At 40.7% G+C, this 18,412-nt stretch carries 15 protein-coding genes; 10 read left to right on the top strand and 5 right to left on the bottom strand.

The window, feature by feature from the left end; translation table 11 throughout:
• Positions 1 to 44: 44 nt before the first annotated feature.
• From DV872_RS12120 to DV872_RS12110, 3 genes are read left to right on the top strand one after another with little or no spacing between them, the layout of a single operon-like run.
• Entirely contained in the window at positions 45 to 929 is an 885-nt protein-coding gene (locus tag DV872_RS12120) for a carbohydrate ABC transporter permease (protein ID WP_114630200.1), read from the top strand.
• A gap of 9 nt (positions 930 to 938) precedes the next feature.
• Positions 939 to 1,772, top strand: a complete 834-nt coding sequence (locus tag DV872_RS12115; RefSeq protein ID WP_114630199.1) for a carbohydrate ABC transporter permease — start codon at positions 939 to 941, stop codon at positions 1,770 to 1,772.
• A gap of 21 nt (positions 1,773 to 1,793) precedes the next feature.
• Positions 1,794 to 3,125 carry a phosphodiester glycosidase family protein gene (locus DV872_RS12110; RefSeq protein ID WP_147283161.1) on the top strand — a complete coding sequence of 444 codons (1,332 nt, stop codon included), beginning with the start codon at positions 1,794 to 1,796 and terminating at the stop codon, positions 3,123 to 3,125.
• Positions 3,126 to 3,140: 15 nt separating this feature from the next.
• Here DV872_RS12110 and DV872_RS12105 read toward each other — a convergent pair whose 3' ends face one another.
• The gene (locus DV872_RS12105) at positions 3,141 to 4,040 is read right to left on the bottom strand and encodes a M23 family metallopeptidase (protein ID WP_114630197.1); all 900 of its coding nucleotides are present in this window, start codon (positions 4,038 to 4,040) and stop codon (positions 3,141 to 3,143) included.
• Positions 4,041 to 4,252: 212 nt separating this feature from the next.
• Complete coding sequence (locus DV872_RS12100; RefSeq protein ID WP_114630196.1) at positions 4,253 to 6,181, bottom strand: ATP-binding protein; 1,929 nt, start codon at positions 6,179 to 6,181, stop codon at positions 4,253 to 4,255.
• A 315-nt stretch (positions 6,182 to 6,496) separates the two neighbouring features.
• Here DV872_RS12100 and DV872_RS12090 point away from each other — a divergent pair, with 315 nt between their 5' ends.
• Complete coding sequence (locus DV872_RS12090) at positions 6,497 to 7,150, top strand: hypothetical protein (RefSeq protein ID WP_114630194.1); 654 nt, start codon at positions 6,497 to 6,499, stop codon at positions 7,148 to 7,150.
• Positions 7,151 to 7,327: 177 nt separating this feature from the next.
• Here the strand turns inward: DV872_RS12090 and DV872_RS12085 are convergent, their stop codons facing one another.
• Positions 7,328 to 9,355 carry a methyl-accepting chemotaxis protein gene (locus DV872_RS12085; protein WP_114630193.1) on the bottom strand — a complete coding sequence of 676 codons (2,028 nt, stop codon included), beginning with the start codon at positions 9,353 to 9,355 and terminating at the stop codon, positions 7,328 to 7,330.
• Between the two features lie 182 nt (positions 9,356 to 9,537).
• Entirely contained in the window at positions 9,538 to 9,771 is a 234-nt protein-coding gene (locus DV872_RS26395; RefSeq protein WP_147283160.1) for a hypothetical protein, read from the bottom strand.
• A gap of 19 nt (positions 9,772 to 9,790) precedes the next feature.
• Here DV872_RS26395 and DV872_RS12080 point away from each other — a divergent pair, with 19 nt between their 5' ends.
• The 5 genes from DV872_RS12080 (at position 9,791) to DV872_RS12060 (ending at position 15,519) form a co-directional block, all read left to right on the top strand.
• Positions 9,791 to 12,025 carry a methyl-accepting chemotaxis protein gene (locus tag DV872_RS12080; protein WP_114630192.1) on the top strand — a complete coding sequence of 745 codons (2,235 nt, stop codon included), beginning with the start codon at positions 9,791 to 9,793 and terminating at the stop codon, positions 12,023 to 12,025.
• Between the two features lie 208 nt (positions 12,026 to 12,233).
• Entirely contained in the window at positions 12,234 to 12,800 is a 567-nt protein-coding gene (locus DV872_RS12075; protein ID WP_114630191.1) for a hypothetical protein, read from the top strand.
• 14 nt (positions 12,801 to 12,814) lie between these two features.
• Positions 12,815 to 13,720 (top strand): response regulator transcription factor, encoded by a 906-nt coding sequence (locus DV872_RS12070; RefSeq protein ID WP_158546944.1) that lies wholly within the window; start codon positions 12,815 to 12,817, stop codon positions 13,718 to 13,720.
• Positions 13,721 to 13,823: 103 nt separating this feature from the next.
• Positions 13,824 to 14,546: a response regulator transcription factor gene (locus tag DV872_RS12065; protein WP_158546943.1), complete on the top strand. Its 723-nt coding sequence runs from the start codon at positions 13,824 to 13,826 to the stop codon at positions 14,544 to 14,546.
• Positions 14,547 to 14,586: 40 nt separating this feature from the next.
• Positions 14,587 to 15,519 (top strand): cache domain-containing protein, encoded by a 933-nt coding sequence (locus DV872_RS12060; RefSeq protein ID WP_147283159.1) that lies wholly within the window; start codon positions 14,587 to 14,589, stop codon positions 15,517 to 15,519.
• Here DV872_RS12060 and DV872_RS12055 read toward each other — a convergent pair.
• Positions 15,431 to 17,254: an ATP-binding protein gene (locus tag DV872_RS12055; protein ID WP_114630187.1), complete on the bottom strand. Its 1,824-nt coding sequence runs from the start codon at positions 17,252 to 17,254 to the stop codon at positions 15,431 to 15,433. The two genes, DV872_RS12060 and DV872_RS12055, sit on opposite strands and share 89 nt — an antisense overlap.
• Positions 17,255 to 17,414: 160 nt before the next feature.
• Between DV872_RS12055 and DV872_RS12050 the strand changes: the two genes are divergently transcribed.
• Positions 17,415 to 18,347 (top strand): hypothetical protein, encoded by a 933-nt coding sequence (locus tag DV872_RS12050; protein WP_114630186.1) that lies wholly within the window; start codon positions 17,415 to 17,417, stop codon positions 18,345 to 18,347.
• The last annotated feature ends 65 nt before the right edge of the window (positions 18,348 to 18,412 follow it).

Genomic DNA, 18,412 nt, shown 5'->3' with positions numbered 1-18,412 from the left:
ATGATGGCGGGGCATATGCCCCGCTTTTTTAAGGAATTAAAATCATGAAATATTCATTCAGCTGGTATAAAAAAAAGGACCCCTGGATTTTCCTTCTTCCGACCCTGCTGGGCTTGTTTGTTTTCAGATTGGGACCGATCATCGGTTCTTTTTTATTGAGTTTTACCGATTGGGACATCATCAAGAAACCGAATTTCATAGGGTTGGAGAATTATATAGAGCTCTTCAATAATCCTTCATTTATTGAGGTTTTATCCAATACTCTGCTGTTTGCCTTTATGTATGTCATTGGTGTAACAGTCATCGGCTTATTTCTGGCTGTCTTACTTAACCGGAATTTTAAAGGGATCAGCTTTTTCAGATCCGCATTCTATACTCCTGTTGTTACCTCAGCCGTTGCCGTAGGAATAATCTGGTCATGGATTCTAAGCCCCAATTACGGAGTTCTGAATTTAATGCTTTTAAAACTGGGAATAAATCCGCCCTACTGGCTGGGGGATACGAGTATAGCTCTGTTTACGGTCGCATCAGTCCAGGTCTGGAAGATGGCAGGATATTATATGATTGTATTCCTGGCAGGACTACAGGGAATTCCCAGGTCCCTTCTGGAAGCTGCTCATATTGATGGAGCCAGCCCGAGACGTTCATTTTTTACAATAACCCTGCCCTTGTTGAGTCCCACAACTTTTTTTGTTGTATCCATTGCCATTATCGACTCATTTAAAAACTTTGAACTTATATATGCAATGACTAAAGGCGGACCTCAAAACGCAACAAATACCCTCGTTTATGATGTATTCCTGAATGCTTTTGTCTACTACCGGATGGGTTATGCATCCACTGTGGCTTATATCCTGCTTGCTCTGGTGGCTGGGTTTTCCCTTCTTAATTTTACCTTGAAGAAGCACTGGGTAAACTATCAATACTGAGGATTTGTTATGAAAAAAATAAAAAACAGTCTTATTTATATACTTTTGTCCCTGGCAGCGATTTCTATGCTGTTCCCTTTTATGTGGATGCTGATGAATTCATTCAACACGGAGAGCAGTATATTCAAAGTGCCCCCTAATCTCATCCCGGATCTCCTTTTTACGCCCAGAATGTTTGAAAACTACCAGCAGGTCCTGGGAACCTTCCATTTCGGCCGTTATACACTGAACAGCTTCATGGTCGCTGGAACATCGGCTATGGGACAGGTTCTGACATGTTCCTTAGCGGGCTTTACTTTTGCCATGATGAAATTCCGTGGGAGGAATGTTCTCTTTGCTCTGCTTCTTGGAACCATGATGATCCCGGTCCAGGTAACCATAATTCCCGAATTCATTTTGATGATGAAAATAAACTGGCTGGACACATATCTACCCCTGATTGTACCAAGTCTTCTATTGGGTTCATTCGGAACGTTTATGTACAAAGAATTTTTTGAAAATGTACCTTCTTCCTTACTGGATGCCGGAGCGGTAGACGGTGCCGGAGCATTTACAATTTATTTCAAACTGTATCTTCCTCAAAGCCAGAGTCAGGCTGCCACACTGTTCATCATTGCCTTCATGAATAACTGGAATGATCTTCTGAGACCGATTCTCTACATCTCTTCAGAAAAACTGATGACCGTTACGATGGCCTTAACTCAGTTCCAGTCTCAGTACACGGCCAAATGGAACCTTCTGCTCACCGGAGGAGTGTTGTCCATACTGCCTCTACTGGCCCTCTATATGTTTTTGCAGAAATATATTATTGAAGGTGTCTCAAGCACCGGTACCAAGGGCTGATTGTTTGAGCAGGACTGTCTGATGAAAAAAAAAGCTGATATCATCCTTCGTCAATATTTGACCCATGAAGGGGAAATCCTACGCTATCAATTACTGGAAATGCCTTTTCCTCTACCTCTGAAACAGCTTCAAGGCAAAACGGATCTTGCCATTTTAGAAGATCTGAAGTCTCTCTATCTCAAAAATCTTCTTCCTGCAAAACCGGAATATACGGGAGTTGTCCTTTTTTGTTGTGATCATAGGATTCCGGACCCTTTTCCTGAAAGGGATGGAGATATTGTCATTAAAGATCAGGCCTCTCGTGTCCGGTGGTGGATAGATAAATATTATCGTAATGGTCATCCTGAAGACCAAATAGAACTGCGACAATACCTGGAGTCTCTTGAAAAAGCTCAATTGCTTGTCAGTGGCGGGGATCGGGAGTCACACCCACTCTATTTACCGGTCTATCCGGGAATGACAAAGTTAAGTTCTTTTTATCATGACAATACGGTTACGTTGAACAGTCATTTTTTCTTAATGGAAATAAGTGATCTGCTAAGCCCTTTCGATAGAGTCGGAGAGCCCTTTGGGATGCTGTCGGTGGATGGTGAAATTATACATCCTCCTCTTTATTCCAGAGAGACATTGATTTCATACGAATCGGGAGATAATGGGATTCTGAAATTATCAATTGAAGATATGACAATTATTATTGATGGAATGGAATACAGAGATAAAGAGAACTGCCGTATTTTCAGAAGACCCGAATATGGAGTGTCTCCCATGCAGGACGGACTGGACTTGATTATCGTCGGGAACAATATCCTTGCCTACTCAACTGGCGGAGGCTGTCCTGTTCCTGAAGCCGGATTTATCCTGCATCTTGAGAATCCTGATCCCCCCTCAGACTTAGGGGTATCCTATTTTTATAGGAAGGATCTGAACTTCTCTATTCAAGTGGGACCCTCCATGGTTGAGGGAGGAGAGGTCTGTGAAGGCTTCTCAACTGATTATTATCAGGGTACGGGAATCCCGTTTCCTCCGACTGTGTATCCTCTGGACTGGTCCCATGGCCGTGCCGCCCGTACAGGTCTGGGTTTTAAGAATAAAAAGCTGGTGCTGATCGGAATAGAAGGCAGTAAGAAAGCTGTATATAAGGCCGGATATGATAGTACGGGATGCTCACTTGAAGAGATGGCTCATATCTGTAAAGAGTCGGGTATAGATAATATGATCAATCTTGACGGCGGCGGGTCCTCTCAGATCTCCGTCATGGGAATAAGGAGTCTGAAAATCAGTGATAGATCTCTCGAGACAGGTGAGGATTTTGAAAGACCCGTTCCCCTGGGACTTGAATTAAAAATACGATGACTCAGGTTTAATAATTCATTGCATATCAAAACTACTCTCAATAATGTCTCCACTTATTGGCATTACATTTTTTTCATTTATAGAAAAATATAAAGGTAGTCCTTCAGCAAATATTGGGAAAATAGTTTTTGTTGGATTTTCTCTTTGATGATGTATGTGTAGGTGTGGTTCAGAGGTAGAACCGGAATTACCAATATTTCCAATGTATTCACCAACGTTCAATTTATCACCAACATTTACAACAACAGAGTCCTTTTTAAGATGATTAAGAAGTAAATACGTTTCCGTTTTATCAATCTTTATATACACATAATTGCCTTCCATCGATAGAAACTCTTCTGTATTTGGTGGTATATCTTCTTCTTTATCATAAGCTGCTACAACTACTCCGGCTATGGGGGCATAGATTTTTTTATCATAAATACCATAATCTACTAGATTAGGACTATCTATACCTTTTGGTTCTATTACTAGGTCATAAGCCCATCGTTCGGATGCCCAGATGACATGAGGTGCATTGTTTTTAACTGAATCTCCTCCCCAACCGACCAATACTGATTCATGAAAAGGAGAATCTATTGTAAGTGATGGAGATACATTTTCTAATTTTACTGGATATTTCATAGGAATAATATTAACAAGCATCAAAATCGGAAATGAAAAAATAAATAAGAGTAAAAGTGTGAGAACATTTTGAGCAATATTTTTATGCTTTATAATCCTTATAACAATAATGATACAGCAGGCTATGAAGAAAATGACTCCAATTGGTGCAAGTACAAGTTTTAATAAAGCCCAGCTCACAGCCCCCGCCATTCCATGAATAACAAATACACTCACCCATAAAGCAAATAAAATTATTGTTAAGAGCAAATTCATTCTATTACTAAATTTAATACACTTTTTCGTTTTCATCATATTAACCCTTTTGTAATCCCCCATTTGTAGAGGGCGCAGTAAGTAGAAATGTTCAAACAGCAGGTTATTTTATCCCTGGAGGAATGCCTCCAGCTGCTGTATTCGGTCCAACCATTCATGCCGGACAGTCTATTACACCTACTTCGACTTGGCCATAAGATGTGTAAACTGCTTTATATCCTTCTTTGAGCTCTCTCAGTCCTGAACTTCTAACCGTCCAGAGCCTTCGGGAGTTGTATAGTAAATATACTGCCCTTTCCTGTATTAGATTTCACAGCGATAGAACCTCCATGCAACTTTATTATATTAAAGACCAGAGAGAGTCCCAATCCGGTCCCCTTTCTTGTCTCTTTGGTCGTAAAAAAAGGATCAAAAACCCGTCTCATAGTTTCCTCATTCATCCCGACCCCAGTATCTTCAATCCTAACCTGCCAGTATGATCCCGTTGGTAAGCCATAAAGATTATGTTCATTAAGTATTACTGTAGAAGAGAGCCCGATCGAAATGATGCCTCCCCACGAGTTCTTATCAGAACGCATAATTGTCATAGCATGCTCACTATTTATCAGAAGATTGAGAAAGACCTGCTCCATCTGATTACTGTCGCAGAAGATTGGAAAAGATCCTTGAGTAAGGTCATCATTGATCTTGATCCCCTTACTCAAAGATGAGGATTTAAAGAATCCAATGGTCTCACTGAGAAGAGTTCCAAGATCTACATGCTCCATCACCGGTTTGGTCTTACGTGATAAAGACAGGAGCTTGTTGATTATACCGGAAGCCTTAAGGGTACTCTGGTCAATAATTTCAATATATTTCCAGATCCTCTTGTCCTCTAATGAATTTCTTTTCTCGATCTCCATTTTTATAGCGGAAACAGAACCGGTAATACCAAATAGCATATTATTTAAATCATGTGCCGTACCTCCCGCAAGTAACCCCACAGTCTCCATCTTGTGAATATGAATAAGATTTTCATTGGTTTCCTGAATCGATATCATCATATCATTTAAAGCCATTCCAAGTTGTTTTGTCTCTATGGTTCCTGAAACAGGAATTTTTTCCCTTAACTGACCATGAAGAATTATATCATCGGCAACATTTTGTAGACGACGTAAAGAGTTAGAGAGATTCAATGTGATAAGGTAAATAGGAATAAGAAAGATGAAAAGTATAATAAATGAAGTAATAAAAATACCATAGCGTATTTTTATTATCGGCTTCTGAATATCCTCCAGATAAAATGATGCAGCAATATACCACTCAAAGGGTTGAAAATAGTAAACATAGGCCTTCTTGTGGTAGCTGAAATTTCCATCATCACCTGGTTTATTCCAGATGTATTCATAGGGGATATGTGGGGTTTGGGAGGCTAAAATCAATTCATCAGCAAGCCTGTTCCCTGTCGTCGGATTAATAAGATCCCGGATATTTGTTCCAACAATCAGGGGATGAACTTCAAAGATATATTCGCTGTTAAAAATATAAAGATAACCCGATTCTCCAATACGGATATCAGAGAAGGAAATACTCAACTCTTTCTTAATCATCTCTCGCAAAAGATCAATAGAATAGTTCGATTTTGACTTATAGTTTGTGTTCACACAGAAGAGGATATCCATTTCCTTATCATAGACGTAATGAAGATCAAACAACTCATACTCGATCTTAAGGAGCTGGTCCATTTCAAAATCATTCTCTTCCAAAATAGTATATAAGCTATCTTGTAAACTTATATCATCACTTAAAAGTATCCGATTATCCTGAAAGGGATAGATAACAATCCAAAATGTCTGATTCTCATCTGACTCAATGGTCTGATAAAAATCGGAAACGACCTGCGTCTTATCGTCACTTCCCACAAGAGCATAACGAACACTTCCTACATAGTTGCTCAATTCCAGTCTTGTGATTTTGGCGAAATTTTTAAGATCATTTGACTGATAGAGTTTAAATGATCTATAAGCATTTTCGATATTCAGAGAGATTGTCTTTACTAGATCACTTGCATGAGAGCTCTGAACCTTTGAGAGCTCATCTTCAACTAATGTGACTGTGATTAAAAGTATAACTATACTGAAGACTAAGACCAGAGTAACAAAAACTGTAAAATATCGTGAGTGTAATGTTGATAGCATATTTCTCCACAATAAAATGATTCTTAGCACTACACAGTATAGGAATCTTTATTGCAAAAAGCAAAAATATTATCCATACGATTTTTTTGTACTTTGTTTACTTTATTCTTTCCACCCAAATTCCCCAACTGATATATCCTGAAGGGTCTTCTATTCCAGGCATTTCTGCAGGTCATAATCTTGTTATCCCTCAAACAGAGGCTCTCCATGATCGTTCTCATTACGACTGATTATGAAAAAAAATCACACCGGCCGGGATCTATGATGATAGAGTGTTCTTTGTTAGATATAGTTATTCAAACAAAGGAGTTTCTCATGACTGATGCAACTGAACTGGCATTAACCGGACTAAGAGATTTCACCTCTTTAAAATGGTATATAATCCCGCTACTGGGAATTATCATGTACATCTATTCTATTGAGATCAATAAAGCAAGATTGACAAAAAACTGGGACCCTATTCTTGTTGCTCTTACTTTTTTTGGGTTGGATTTCTTCAATGAAACATGGAATGGCTGGTTTATGGTCCTTAGTGGAAGAAGTGCAGTATGGACAGCTCCGGGTGATACTGCATTCAGAGTCTTTGTAGGCTGGAATATTGAAATAATCTTTATATTCCTGCTGATGGGATTTATTTATTATTACGCTCTCAGCGAAAAAAGAGATTTAAAAATGTTTGGATTAAACGAACGCTGGGCTATTGCTATTATATTTTGCCTATTAAGTGTATTCATCGAATGCTTACTGAATATCGGGAACATTCTTATCTGGGAGTATACATGGTGGAATCTATCCTTCGGAGGGTTATGGCTGTTATTTATTTTCGGCTATTTTCCTTTTTTTGGGGGATGTGCTGTTATGGCCGGATTAAAGAGAATGAAGAGTAAAATTATTATGCTGGCCTTAATATATACAATCCCCGTTCTTATGAATATTCTCGCATTGGGAGTGTTAGGCTGGGTTTACTAGTCCAGAATTGAATGACTTTCGGGAACGGAGCTTATCCATAGGGCATGAATATTTCCAGCCTTTGATTCAGGCTGGAAATAATAACAAAATTTTTATTCAACTTACCCATTCCGAATTTCATCTTCAAATCCAGGACTGGAACAACATGCCCACGTAGATTATTGTTACTCCCGATGATTAATAATCAATAAAATCATCATCAGTTTCCTGTATTTGATGGACCTTCTGTTTTTTTGCTATCCTGGGACTCTCGCTCCTGCTGTCTCTGGTAGATACTTGCAGTGACACATCAGTGGATGTGTCATCGACCTTAAAAAAGCGAATGATACTGATCAACTGTTCAGACTGTGAGGACAATTCTTCAGACATGGACGCTAATTCTTCGGAAGATGTAGCATTGAGCTGTACAACCTTATCCAGCTGCAGGATAGCTGAATTAATCTGTTGAGCCCCACTGTTCTGCTCGGCACTTGCGGCGGAGATCCCTTGTACCAGCTCGGCGGTGTACTGGATATCCGATATAATCTGTCCCAGAAGGCTTCCGGCATTCTCAGCCACTACCATGCTGCTTCTGGACAAGTCAGTAATCTCTAATGCAGCAGACTGGCTCCGTTCTGCCAGTTTTCGGACCTCGCTGGCCACAACGGCAAATCCCCTACCCGCTTCACCGGCCCTGGCCGCCTCAATGGCCGCATTCAAGGCCAGAAGATTCGTATTGCGTGCAATTTCATTAATAATCCCGATTTTTTCCACAATCTGTTTCATGGCTATTACAGCCTGATCAACGGCCTCTCCACCCTGGGTCGCATCCTGAGAGGATTTTTTGGCTATTGTTTCAGTCTTCATAGAGTTTTCAGAGTTCTGTTCAATATTGCTTGACATCTGCTCAATAGAGGCTGAAACCTCTTCGGTACTGGAAGCCTGTTCGCTGGCTCCCCGACTCATCTGCTGGGATGTTTCACTGATCTGCCTGCTGCCTGTTCTAACATTCAAAGCCGCACTTTGAACATCCAGGACAATCCTTTTAAGTTCACCGGCCATATCTGTAAGGGCCGATGCCAATTGACCAACCTCATCGTCCTGATTAAGACTTATGGTTGCAGACAAGTCTCCCTCAGACATCTTCCGGGCAAACTGAACCCCCATATTCAACTGCCGACTCAGCTGACGGGCAAATAGAACAACAATAAGTATGATGGAGACCAATGCAGCCAGCCCTATAAACATAGTCACAAAAGTAATCGACTTTGACTCTTTGTAAATAATACTTGTAGGAATATTTGCCTGAACAGTAATCATGTGGTCAGTGCCGTCAATATTGAATTTCGATCCATAGAGGATATATTCATCTTTCAATATATCATCATATGCTGTGTCCTGATAATCTGAATCGCTGAACACCCCGTCTAATGCCGCCTGATTAATCCCTGGCATATCCTTGATGTTCTGACCGGTAAACTGACTTCCTGCTCCTCCAATAATCGTACCATCATTGGCAAAAACAGTAAGGAATCCTGTGTTGTTGAAGGGTTTTACCTGAGAGACCATTGTATCTAAATTTTTAATAGAGACATCACAGCCGGCGATTCCAATATACTGCCCCGCCTTGTCTACCACCGGGTAAACAAGGAATAACATCAATACCATTTCCCCGCCTACTTCATACTCAAAAGGACCATCCACATAAGGAGAATTATTTTTTCTCGTTTCCAAATAGTAGGGAGATGTCAGATATCCCTTCAATGGGCTATAAGTGATCTCTCCTTTTGAGTTCTTGGCAAAATAGGGAATATAACGGCCGGTCTCATCATGCCCCTCTGTATTCATATATGAATCATCCATCTTGTCAAACTTACCCGGTTCAAACAAAAAATAGACACCAGTAAGCTGAGGATTCTGTTCAAGACAGCTCCTGAGGATTTCATTAGCTTCCTCTCTCGATAAGTCAATGCTCTCATTATGAAGGAAGGCTTCGGCTGTTACCGCGAGGGACTTACTAATATGCAAGGCACTATCGACATCCATTTTTACAAATAGTTTGTTTTCAGCCACCACAGACTGTGCGATTTGCATCGCACTATTTTCAGCGTATTGAGAAATTCGGGTATTAATAAAGATGACCAGAAATCCTATAACCACAATCACTACAATTGAAAGCAGCCAGGTTAGCCTGGTTCCAATTTTAAAATCAGTAAATTTTTTCAAAACTATTTCCTTAAATATTTTATATTAATGCCGCTTCAATATCTGAGAAAACAGAATCAAAGATGTTATTAACGGCAGGGTCAAACTGTGTACCGGAATTCCTCAGGATTTCCACTCTTGCCACTTCCCGGGATGCAGATTTTAGCAGAATAAGATCCTTGATGTATATGCTAATCAGACATTCATGATGCCAATATTCTCCTACTAAAATTATTCACAAACCAGATCAGCCTCTCTGTAATATCTGCTGAACCATTCTGAGTTTTTTTTCTCGGGATTACTGGCAAGAACGAATAGGCTTGGAAAGAGTTTATTCTTTTCATATTTAGATTAAACATTATTTTCATTCCACAATTTAATCCGAATAAAATAATTTCAGAAATATATTTTGTATGATAATATGTTTCTGATTTCATATTTAAAAAAGGAAGACCAATGTCATTTAAGCTAACCAACAAAAAGCTGCATACTCTTGAGCATGAAACAGCGGAAATTCTAGATAATAAAGGGCATGGGTATTTAAATAAAAGATTCACTCCCAATGGAATATATTCAGGTCTTGTAAAAAATCTCAATATTATTTTGTCTGTTATTGATAATCTTATATATAAACTCAAAAGTGCCGCCAGGGACAGCAGGGAAAATCTGGCTATCCTTGAGAAAAAAGCCAGATATGTAGAAAATACATCGGGCATTATCTCTTCTGAACTGAGTGAGATTCAAAACAGGATGGGAAATCTTACAGACGCTATTTCCGAGTCACGAAACAGAAGCCGGAAAGTGAGTTCAGAGTCGGAAAAGATTTCAAATGAAATAAAAAGTCAGTCGGCGGCTGTGGAAGAATCCTCGGCAGCTATAACTCAAATGACGGCGTCCATCCGAAATATTACATCAACCACATCCGAACGTTTCTCTCTTCTGGGAAATCTGAAAGACATAGCAGAAGACAGCAGCAGGAAAATTAAGAGTAATGAGCAAGTAATCGCTCAGGTGGCCAGTAAGGCGGATCAGATTCAGTCTTTCCTGACTATTATTGATAATATTGCCGCCCAGACAAATCTTCTGGCCATGAATGCTGCCATAGAGGCAGCTCATGCGGGAGAGGCTGGAAAGGGATTCAGTGTTGTTGCGGTTGAAGTTCGTAAGCTGGCTGAGAGCACGGCTCAGAATGCTCAGGGAATAAAGAAATCTATGAATGACATTTTGTCAGGTATTCACGATGCCCAGTCTTATTCCAGGGATGTATCGGTTTCCTATGAGAGTATTCTGAAGGGAGTTGAGCAGTTTTCAGACAGTATGTCTGAAGTCTCGGCAGGATTAACCCAGCTTTCATCAGGTACGGGTGAGATAGATAAGGCCCTTGTTGAATTGTCATCGATTACAAGGGATGTAGAGGAATCTTCTGATAGTATTGGTCAGAATTCAGATCTGATACTCCAATCCATGGATCAGGTCACAGACCTGACTGAGGAAAACAGCAAATTCATCGAAAGAATCGGTGATGAGGTGAAACGCTCTGATTCAGTGATTTCTGATTTCACTGAGATATGCAGCAGCAGTCGTAAAGATATTGATTCACTTCTGCTGCAGGTAGAAAAATACAGTATTACGGATCTGGGAAAGTTGAAGAGTGGCGATGGTCATCCTCTAATTACATGGAGCAGTAATGAAAAAGAGATTCCTCAGAGACCTGCCAATCCCTCCTCTTTTTCCAAGTTGGATGCCAGGTTCTGGTACGATCTGGAGTATGCCGGATTCGGAGTAAAGAAGAAGGTTCTACCACCCTCTCCCTGCGACGGTCCCCGAGGGAAAAATGTGGCCCTATTTATTCCGGGAGAACATCCCTACTACGACGCATACAAGCTGGGCATGGAAAAAATTGCAAAGCTCATGGCTGTCAATCTTGATATTACTCAGGGTGACTGGACAGCGGCTCCTCAAAAAGCTTTTTTTGAAAAAATAATGAAGTCGTCTCATGACATGGTCATTCCCATACCGGCAGACCTGGATAGTTTTGAAAGTCAGATTATTGCAGCACATAATAAAAATATTCCCATGATCGTTTCTCAGGCAACTCCTTCCATGGAGTCATTTAAATATATCATCAGTTATACAGGATTTGATGACTGGGGCAATCATCGGCTTTTTGCCCGTCATTTTGCCGATCGTCTTGAGAAAAAAGGTAATTATGCCATCATTGGTCATATTCCCGGATCGGGTCAGCATAATGCCAGATGTTATGGATTTGCATCAGAATTGGCAGAGTATGCACCTGAAATGAAGCTTCTGGATGTTAAATCTACCGACCTGGATGAACAGAAGACCAGGGCTGTAGTTAAAAATTGGCTGACTCAATACGGATCTGAGTTGAATGGGATTTTTGTTGCAGACAGCCTTAATCCTCTGAAAGGAGTGATATCCGTACTCTCTGAGGTACAACGGGATGATATAACCGTCTACACGACTGGTACCAATCAATACTCTCTGGATATGGCCAAAGCTGGTAAATGCCATGGGATTCGCTGGGAATCAGCCGAAGCAGATGGTGCTGTCGCTCTGGAGACGGGCTGTAACTGGTTCAGTGGACTTGTTGTTGAGCCTATTAAGTATCTACCCTTCCTTTGTGTTACAAAACAGAATGCTGATCAATTTTATCCCGCACAATGGTAAGAGGGTTGGGCAGGAACTTTCGGCTTCAATCCCGGCTCTTCTGAAAGTGCTATCCCAATTCTTTTGGATACTGCGTCATGGGTTAGGATCACAAAATCTGTAAGTTGAAAAAGAGTGAACTCCTAATTGTATCACGAATAATTCTATGCAATATTTACTTTGAGATGTACAATTTATTAAATAATTAACCCATGTAAGGAGCAATCTAATGTTGAATGCGGAACTGTACTCTATTGAATTAAATAATGAAGGCCATTTTAAAGAAGAACAATGGACAGAACTTGTAGATAGACTTTCAATGATTTTTTCAATATCACCAGAAAGAAAAATCCGAATACTTAATAACAAAGTGATGAAGTTGACAGCAGCAATTCCCTTTATTGCTAATTGTTCTAATCCCATGAGAATAGCTCTTTCACATTTATCGATCTACCTTGTCGCCGCCACAGCTGGTGGCAAAGATATTTTCAAACACAGTTTTTGTGACAATGATAATCTTTTAATGAGACTGGAGCGGATCAGCCACTTTGATGGTGGTGATGAAATAATCATCAACCGAGGTATGAAAATGCTTGCACTTTCAATGCTGAATGATCATAAGGCAGATGCTATAGAAGATATGCAGATGAATAAGTACAATCCCATCAACATGGGTGTCTGGAATTATGAAAACATTTCTAAGAAACTAATAGATGAAATCGTTGCCATACCTTGCCAGGCCCTTGATTTAATACTGGATGTCACTAAAGATTTGCCAGGATATTGGGATAGTTAAAAATGGATAGTTCAATGAATATGAGAAAAAAAGAGAATATACTGATACAGCAACGGATTTCGACTACCATTGCTGTAATAGGTTTTTTAGTTACATTCACAAACATAATACGGAACCTATATTTCAGAGAGAAAGATTTTTTCAATCTTATATTGGATGATCCTTCTATTTCACTGGTTTTTCTTTTTTCTCTTATTCTCCTTTTAAGCAGAAAGTCAACAAAAGCTGCCGTTCAATACCTCCAGATATTAATTTTTCTAGCCAATGCTGCATTATCATTAATAGATGAATATGATGCATTTCATGGGATGGGTTTTATAATTCTGACATTACTCCTGGCTTATCGTTATGACATGTTAAAAAATCATACTAAAATAAAGCTTATTTCATTGGCAGTTTTCACACTGTTCTTTTTAGAGTTTTCAATTCATCTTTCAGGCTATGATCAAATTGGATCAAGCCTCAATATGATTCTTTTCCTGATTTTTTTCTTATCCATAATTTATCTGATATACATGAGTGAAATTAACCATCTCCTTAAGATTGAGAAATCATATTATAAAAGGATCTCTTCCATGGAGGAAGAAAAGATTAAGCTCATTGAAGAGATAAGTAATCATAGAAATGAGATAAATGAAAAAGAAAAACAGTTGTCTGGTTTGGAAGAACGGATCTCAGAAATTGGATTTTCGACAAAGCCCCTGGATCTAAAAGAAGATTATCTGATCACAGCTAGAGAAGAGGATGTAATCAGGGAGTTTTGTAATAATCCACAATTAAAAACTAAAGAAATTGCTTCTAATTTGAACATGGGACTGGGAACAGTTAAGCATCACTTTAACAACATCTTCAAAAAAATGGGTGTACGGTCCCGATCGGAACTCCTATATAAGTGCAAATGGAATTTTCAATCTGAATGAATGAATCAGCCCCATAATAGAGTACTATCTACTATGGATATTTAAGGTCCATTTAATATTGCCAATATAGACTATGTATCATATGTTAATAAATTCTGATGATATGAAATACAGTATATTGATAGTCGAAGATCATGATTTCCTCAGAACATATACAAAGAAAATTCTCCTCCAGAATGATTACGAGGTTCAGGATGTCAGTTGTGGGAAGGATGCCCTGGCCGCTCTGAACAGGGAGGATTTTGATATGATCCTCCTGGATCTGAACCTGGGAGACATGGACGGAGCGGATATCATACGAATACTTAGACGTCAGAACAATGAAACACCTGTTATCGTAATTTCCAATTTTGAGCAGATCGACACTAAGGTGAATGCCTTTGACCTTGGCTGTGATGACTATATAACAAAACCATTCTACAAAGAGGAGCTGCTGGCCCGAATTCGCAGGATGCAGAAACGGATACGTATAAATCGGACCATGCCCTTGGATAATGTAAGAGAAGATCTGATCATAGATTCCTTTCATCTTGATTACAGGGACTGCAGTGTCCGAAAAGACGGCTCCTCCCTCAAACTGAATCGAAAACTTTTCGAACTGCTCTCCTACTTCATCAGCAACAGAAACCAGATTATCAGCAAAGAACAGCTTCTCACCCGCTTCTGGGATGATCAGGATGCCCCTTCGGAGAACAGTTTACTTGTACATATTCATATGCTGCGGGATCAGATTGAAGCCAACCCACGGAGTCCCGAATACCTTTTGAACAGAAGGGGACAGGGGTATCTGATGAACATTCCGGAAAGGGAGACTGCTTCCCAATAAGTCATTGTCAAAATTATGCTGATAGTGTATTTTTTCCGTCGTGGATAAAAAAATTGCCCAGGTGATGGTGATACATATCGCTGTCGTTTCCATCCTGATTTATGGATTCCTCTATCTACATCACAACTCTTCAAAACTCTGCCGGGAAAGCTGGATGCTAAGGGATAGAGCCAACAGAATCAATCTCGCTCTGGAGGCTTACCTGGAACCAATTTTACGGGGAGCCGAAGTAGCCGCCAGTCAGGATTTTCTGATTGATTGGCTTAAGAATGAGGGTGACCGCACAACTCTGGATAAATATCTTAGCACACAAATAGAACTGATAGGCTGTGAAGCCATCGACCTGGCTTCGGTGGAAAGCGAAATTGTATACCAATCCGCAGGAACAACAGTCCGAATGGAAAAGGGAAACGAGCGGGATCTCTGGTTCTACGATTTTATGGAATCTGAAACCGACCGGAGCAATGAATTCTTCTACGACTCCCTCGAAGGTATCCTGTACCTTTACCACAATATTAAACTGTACGAAACCTCCCATCAGATTGTCGGGGTCATGGGGATTCTGATCCGCTATGATCAGGTCTCAGAGCTCCTTTCTCTGTTCAGCGACGAAGGGATAGAGGCCTACTTTACCGATAAAAGCGGCGAAATCATCATCCATTCGGATCAGCGACAGATCGGCAATGTGGCAATCTACGACTATTACGGGCTTCTCCAGAGGGCAAAGGAACTCGGGGGATCAACCGAGATGATCGAATCCGGCAGTAATGACGGGGACAGCTCGATTTTCTATTTTGAGTCCCTGAACAGTTACCTGGTTGTGGAGCAGAACATCAGCAGCCTGCGCCGGTGGTTCCAAGGCACTTATGCCTTACTACCCATTATCATACTTTCACTGATAGTAGTGAACGCCTTTCTTTATCTGGCTCTCCGTAAGTTTTCGGGCCGCCATAAAGAGGAAAGCGCAGAGTAAAACAGGCTCCCACCTCTCCGGCATTCTCCTCCAGAATGACCTCACCACCAAATGAGCTCATTAGTTCTTTGACCAGATAAAGTCCCAGCCCGGTAGAGTTCTCTCCCCCCGTAGGACGGGCGGAGAGTTTCCGGAACTTACTATAAAGATTTTCCCGGTCCTTTTCAGAAAACCCCGGTCCATTATCAGTGATACACCAGACAAGAGAATCCCCCTCATGACGGCTCCATATACGGATAATTCCGTCGGGCAAAGAGTATTTGATTGCATTATCAAACAAATTTTCAAGAACTGTTTTTATCAGAAAATAGTTCCCCTCCACAGTCAGTTCCTCTTCCATGTCAACGTCTATAAACAGGCGCTTATTTAGAGCCAGGGGTAGGTACATGCGGCAGGTCAGTTCAGTTATATCATTGAGATTAACCAATTGGTTCTGGCTGAGAGCCACCCCCTCTTCCAGCTTGAGATATGCCATTGTGTTCTCCATCAATGTTTTAAGGTTTCCCGCGGCGGTAACCATCTGCCTGAAGTCCTCCCTGGAATTCTCCTCCAGAAGTTCCATACTGCAATTGAATAAAACCGTAATGGGCGTTGAGGCATTGTGACTGATGATATGAATCAGGGTAGTCCGCAGGTTGATAAGATCCTCCTTCTGCCTGTTCATATCCTCCAGATGTATGATATTACGAGCCAGGGAATCTACCATAAGGTTCATATTACCGTTCATTATGGAAAACTCATCCTTGCTTCTTATACAGTTTTGCAGCTCGTACTTACCTCCTGCAACATCACTCATATAGCGGTTCATACTTTCAATATTCCGAACAACCTGCAGTGATACAATATAGATTCCCCCCATCATAAGAAGAGTACAGATGAGCACGACACAACCAGCTATGAGAAGAAATGGAATTATCTCCTTATTAATGTCAGATTCCGGAATCAGGGATATCAGGGAAATATCAAGCCGGTCGAGAGAAACAGAAAAAGCGTAATATCCCGTTCCCTCCAAATGAATAAGCTTCCGTCCCATGGGGGCATCCAGAAGTTCCTGCCAATTGTAGAGAGATCCGTACTCTACAGGTTCGAAAGTTTTTCTGTAAAAATTGATGACCCGATTACCCTCCTGCAATGCCAGAATCCGGGAATTCTCCTTCAGAGCCTCATCTTTAATACCGATGAAAAAGTCTTTCAATAGAGTATCCACTCCCAGAACTCCAAGAAATTCCCCATCCATATCCCTGATCGGAATAGCAGCAGTCAGGGTGACTTCTGAGTTCTTTTCTGATCTGTAGGGAATCGTCCAGAAAATGCCCTTTGATTCCTGTCCCTGCCTGTACCAGAGGGTTAATGTCGGATCATAGAGCAGACTCATTCCCTGATCAGGACTTATAAAAAACTGTTTATCCTCATTGCCATAATAGATCCGGGTATTCAAGGATAGTATCCGGGACAGATAGTTCCACTCGGCCCCGAGTGTCGATATGGAATTGGAAGAAAGTTCCCTTAACCGTCTGTCCCCTTCATATTCAAGAAGCAGCTTTTCTATGATCTCGATCCTTTTCTCAATGGTATTATAACCGATGGACTTTAGGAGATCGGTCTGCTCGTTCCAGAATTGTTCAAGAATTTTCTCTTTAAACAGAGACACTAAAAGAAAACTGGTAATTATCATGGGAAGGAATACCAGCAGGATTACCAGGAGTCGGAATTTTTTTTTGATTGAAAACCGCATAGATGACGACCTCTTCCTGTCATATTTTAAATTCGGATTTCAATAATATCAGAGATTTAAGGTTCAATTAATCCTCGTGTTATATATTCATCAGGGTTTATTGACGGCATCCCGAAAGGGTCCTGCTCAGTTAAAAATATTACTAGACCCGGAGGTTTATATGAAACTTAGAACATATGTCCTGATGCTGGCGGCGCTTATGGCCGTAGGTCTCAGCTCATGCACAACGATCTGTCCCGCCAATGAAGGACAGACAGTTTTTTTCGAAGAGGGACCGAAATCGGTAACTAAAAAAGTTGCAGATTACAATTCTGTTGTCGTATTGGGGTACAATTCCACCATGGGGATGGAAACAGAAGACCTGGATGAATATATGGGAGGCAGTAAACTTGGCCTCAGTGACACCAACGATTTCCTGCTGTCCAATGATGTGAAAGTCGAATTTGCAGAGGATCTGCCATATCCTATCGGAGAAAAAATAAACGGATATGAAAGCACTCTGCTCTCAGAACTGGAGAATGCAAAATTTACACTTATCGATAAGGACACTCTACTGTCTACCAAAGCCTATCAGAAAGTAAGCAAACCCATCCGGGATGAAGAGTTTGCCGAATCAGGGTTGGCTTCGGTAAATGTAGCCGAAGGGTATAATACCACCTTCAGATTCCCTGACTTGATGAACAATACAGAGACAGTTGTGAACTCTTTCAAAGCCAGCCTCGAAGAGAGCGGTGCGGATTTTGGTGTCATCGTTGCCGAACGCCCTTACCTGAGGGTTCATAATAACCACGGTTTGGTAAAGGAATTCATGACCAAATGCACACCCTATTATACTGTGGCCACAAAGAATACATATTACCTTATTCAGCCCAAAACTATGAACCAGGTTCTGTATGCACAGACATTTGTAGCAGAATCAGGAAACAGGCACCTACTGGAAAATGCTGAAGAAAATCCTCTTTTCAGAAAAGGGATCTATACACAGGAGATGGTTGAAGAAGACAAGACAACCTGGATGGAAGAAGTTACTGCAGCCTCCACCGAAGCGCACAAAGCCTTCGTTAAATGGTTGGATTCACTGAAAGAAGAGTAATAACTCTTATCTCGATATACTGAAAGGGACTGCTTCATACATCATTGAGCAGCCCCTTTCATCTT

The sequence above is a fragment of the Oceanispirochaeta sp. M1 genome (assembly GCF_003346715.1).
Taxonomy (GTDB): Bacteria; Spirochaetota; Spirochaetia; order DSM-2461; family DSM-2461; genus Oceanispirochaeta.
This window is presented reverse-complemented; position numbering and strand designations above follow the sequence as displayed.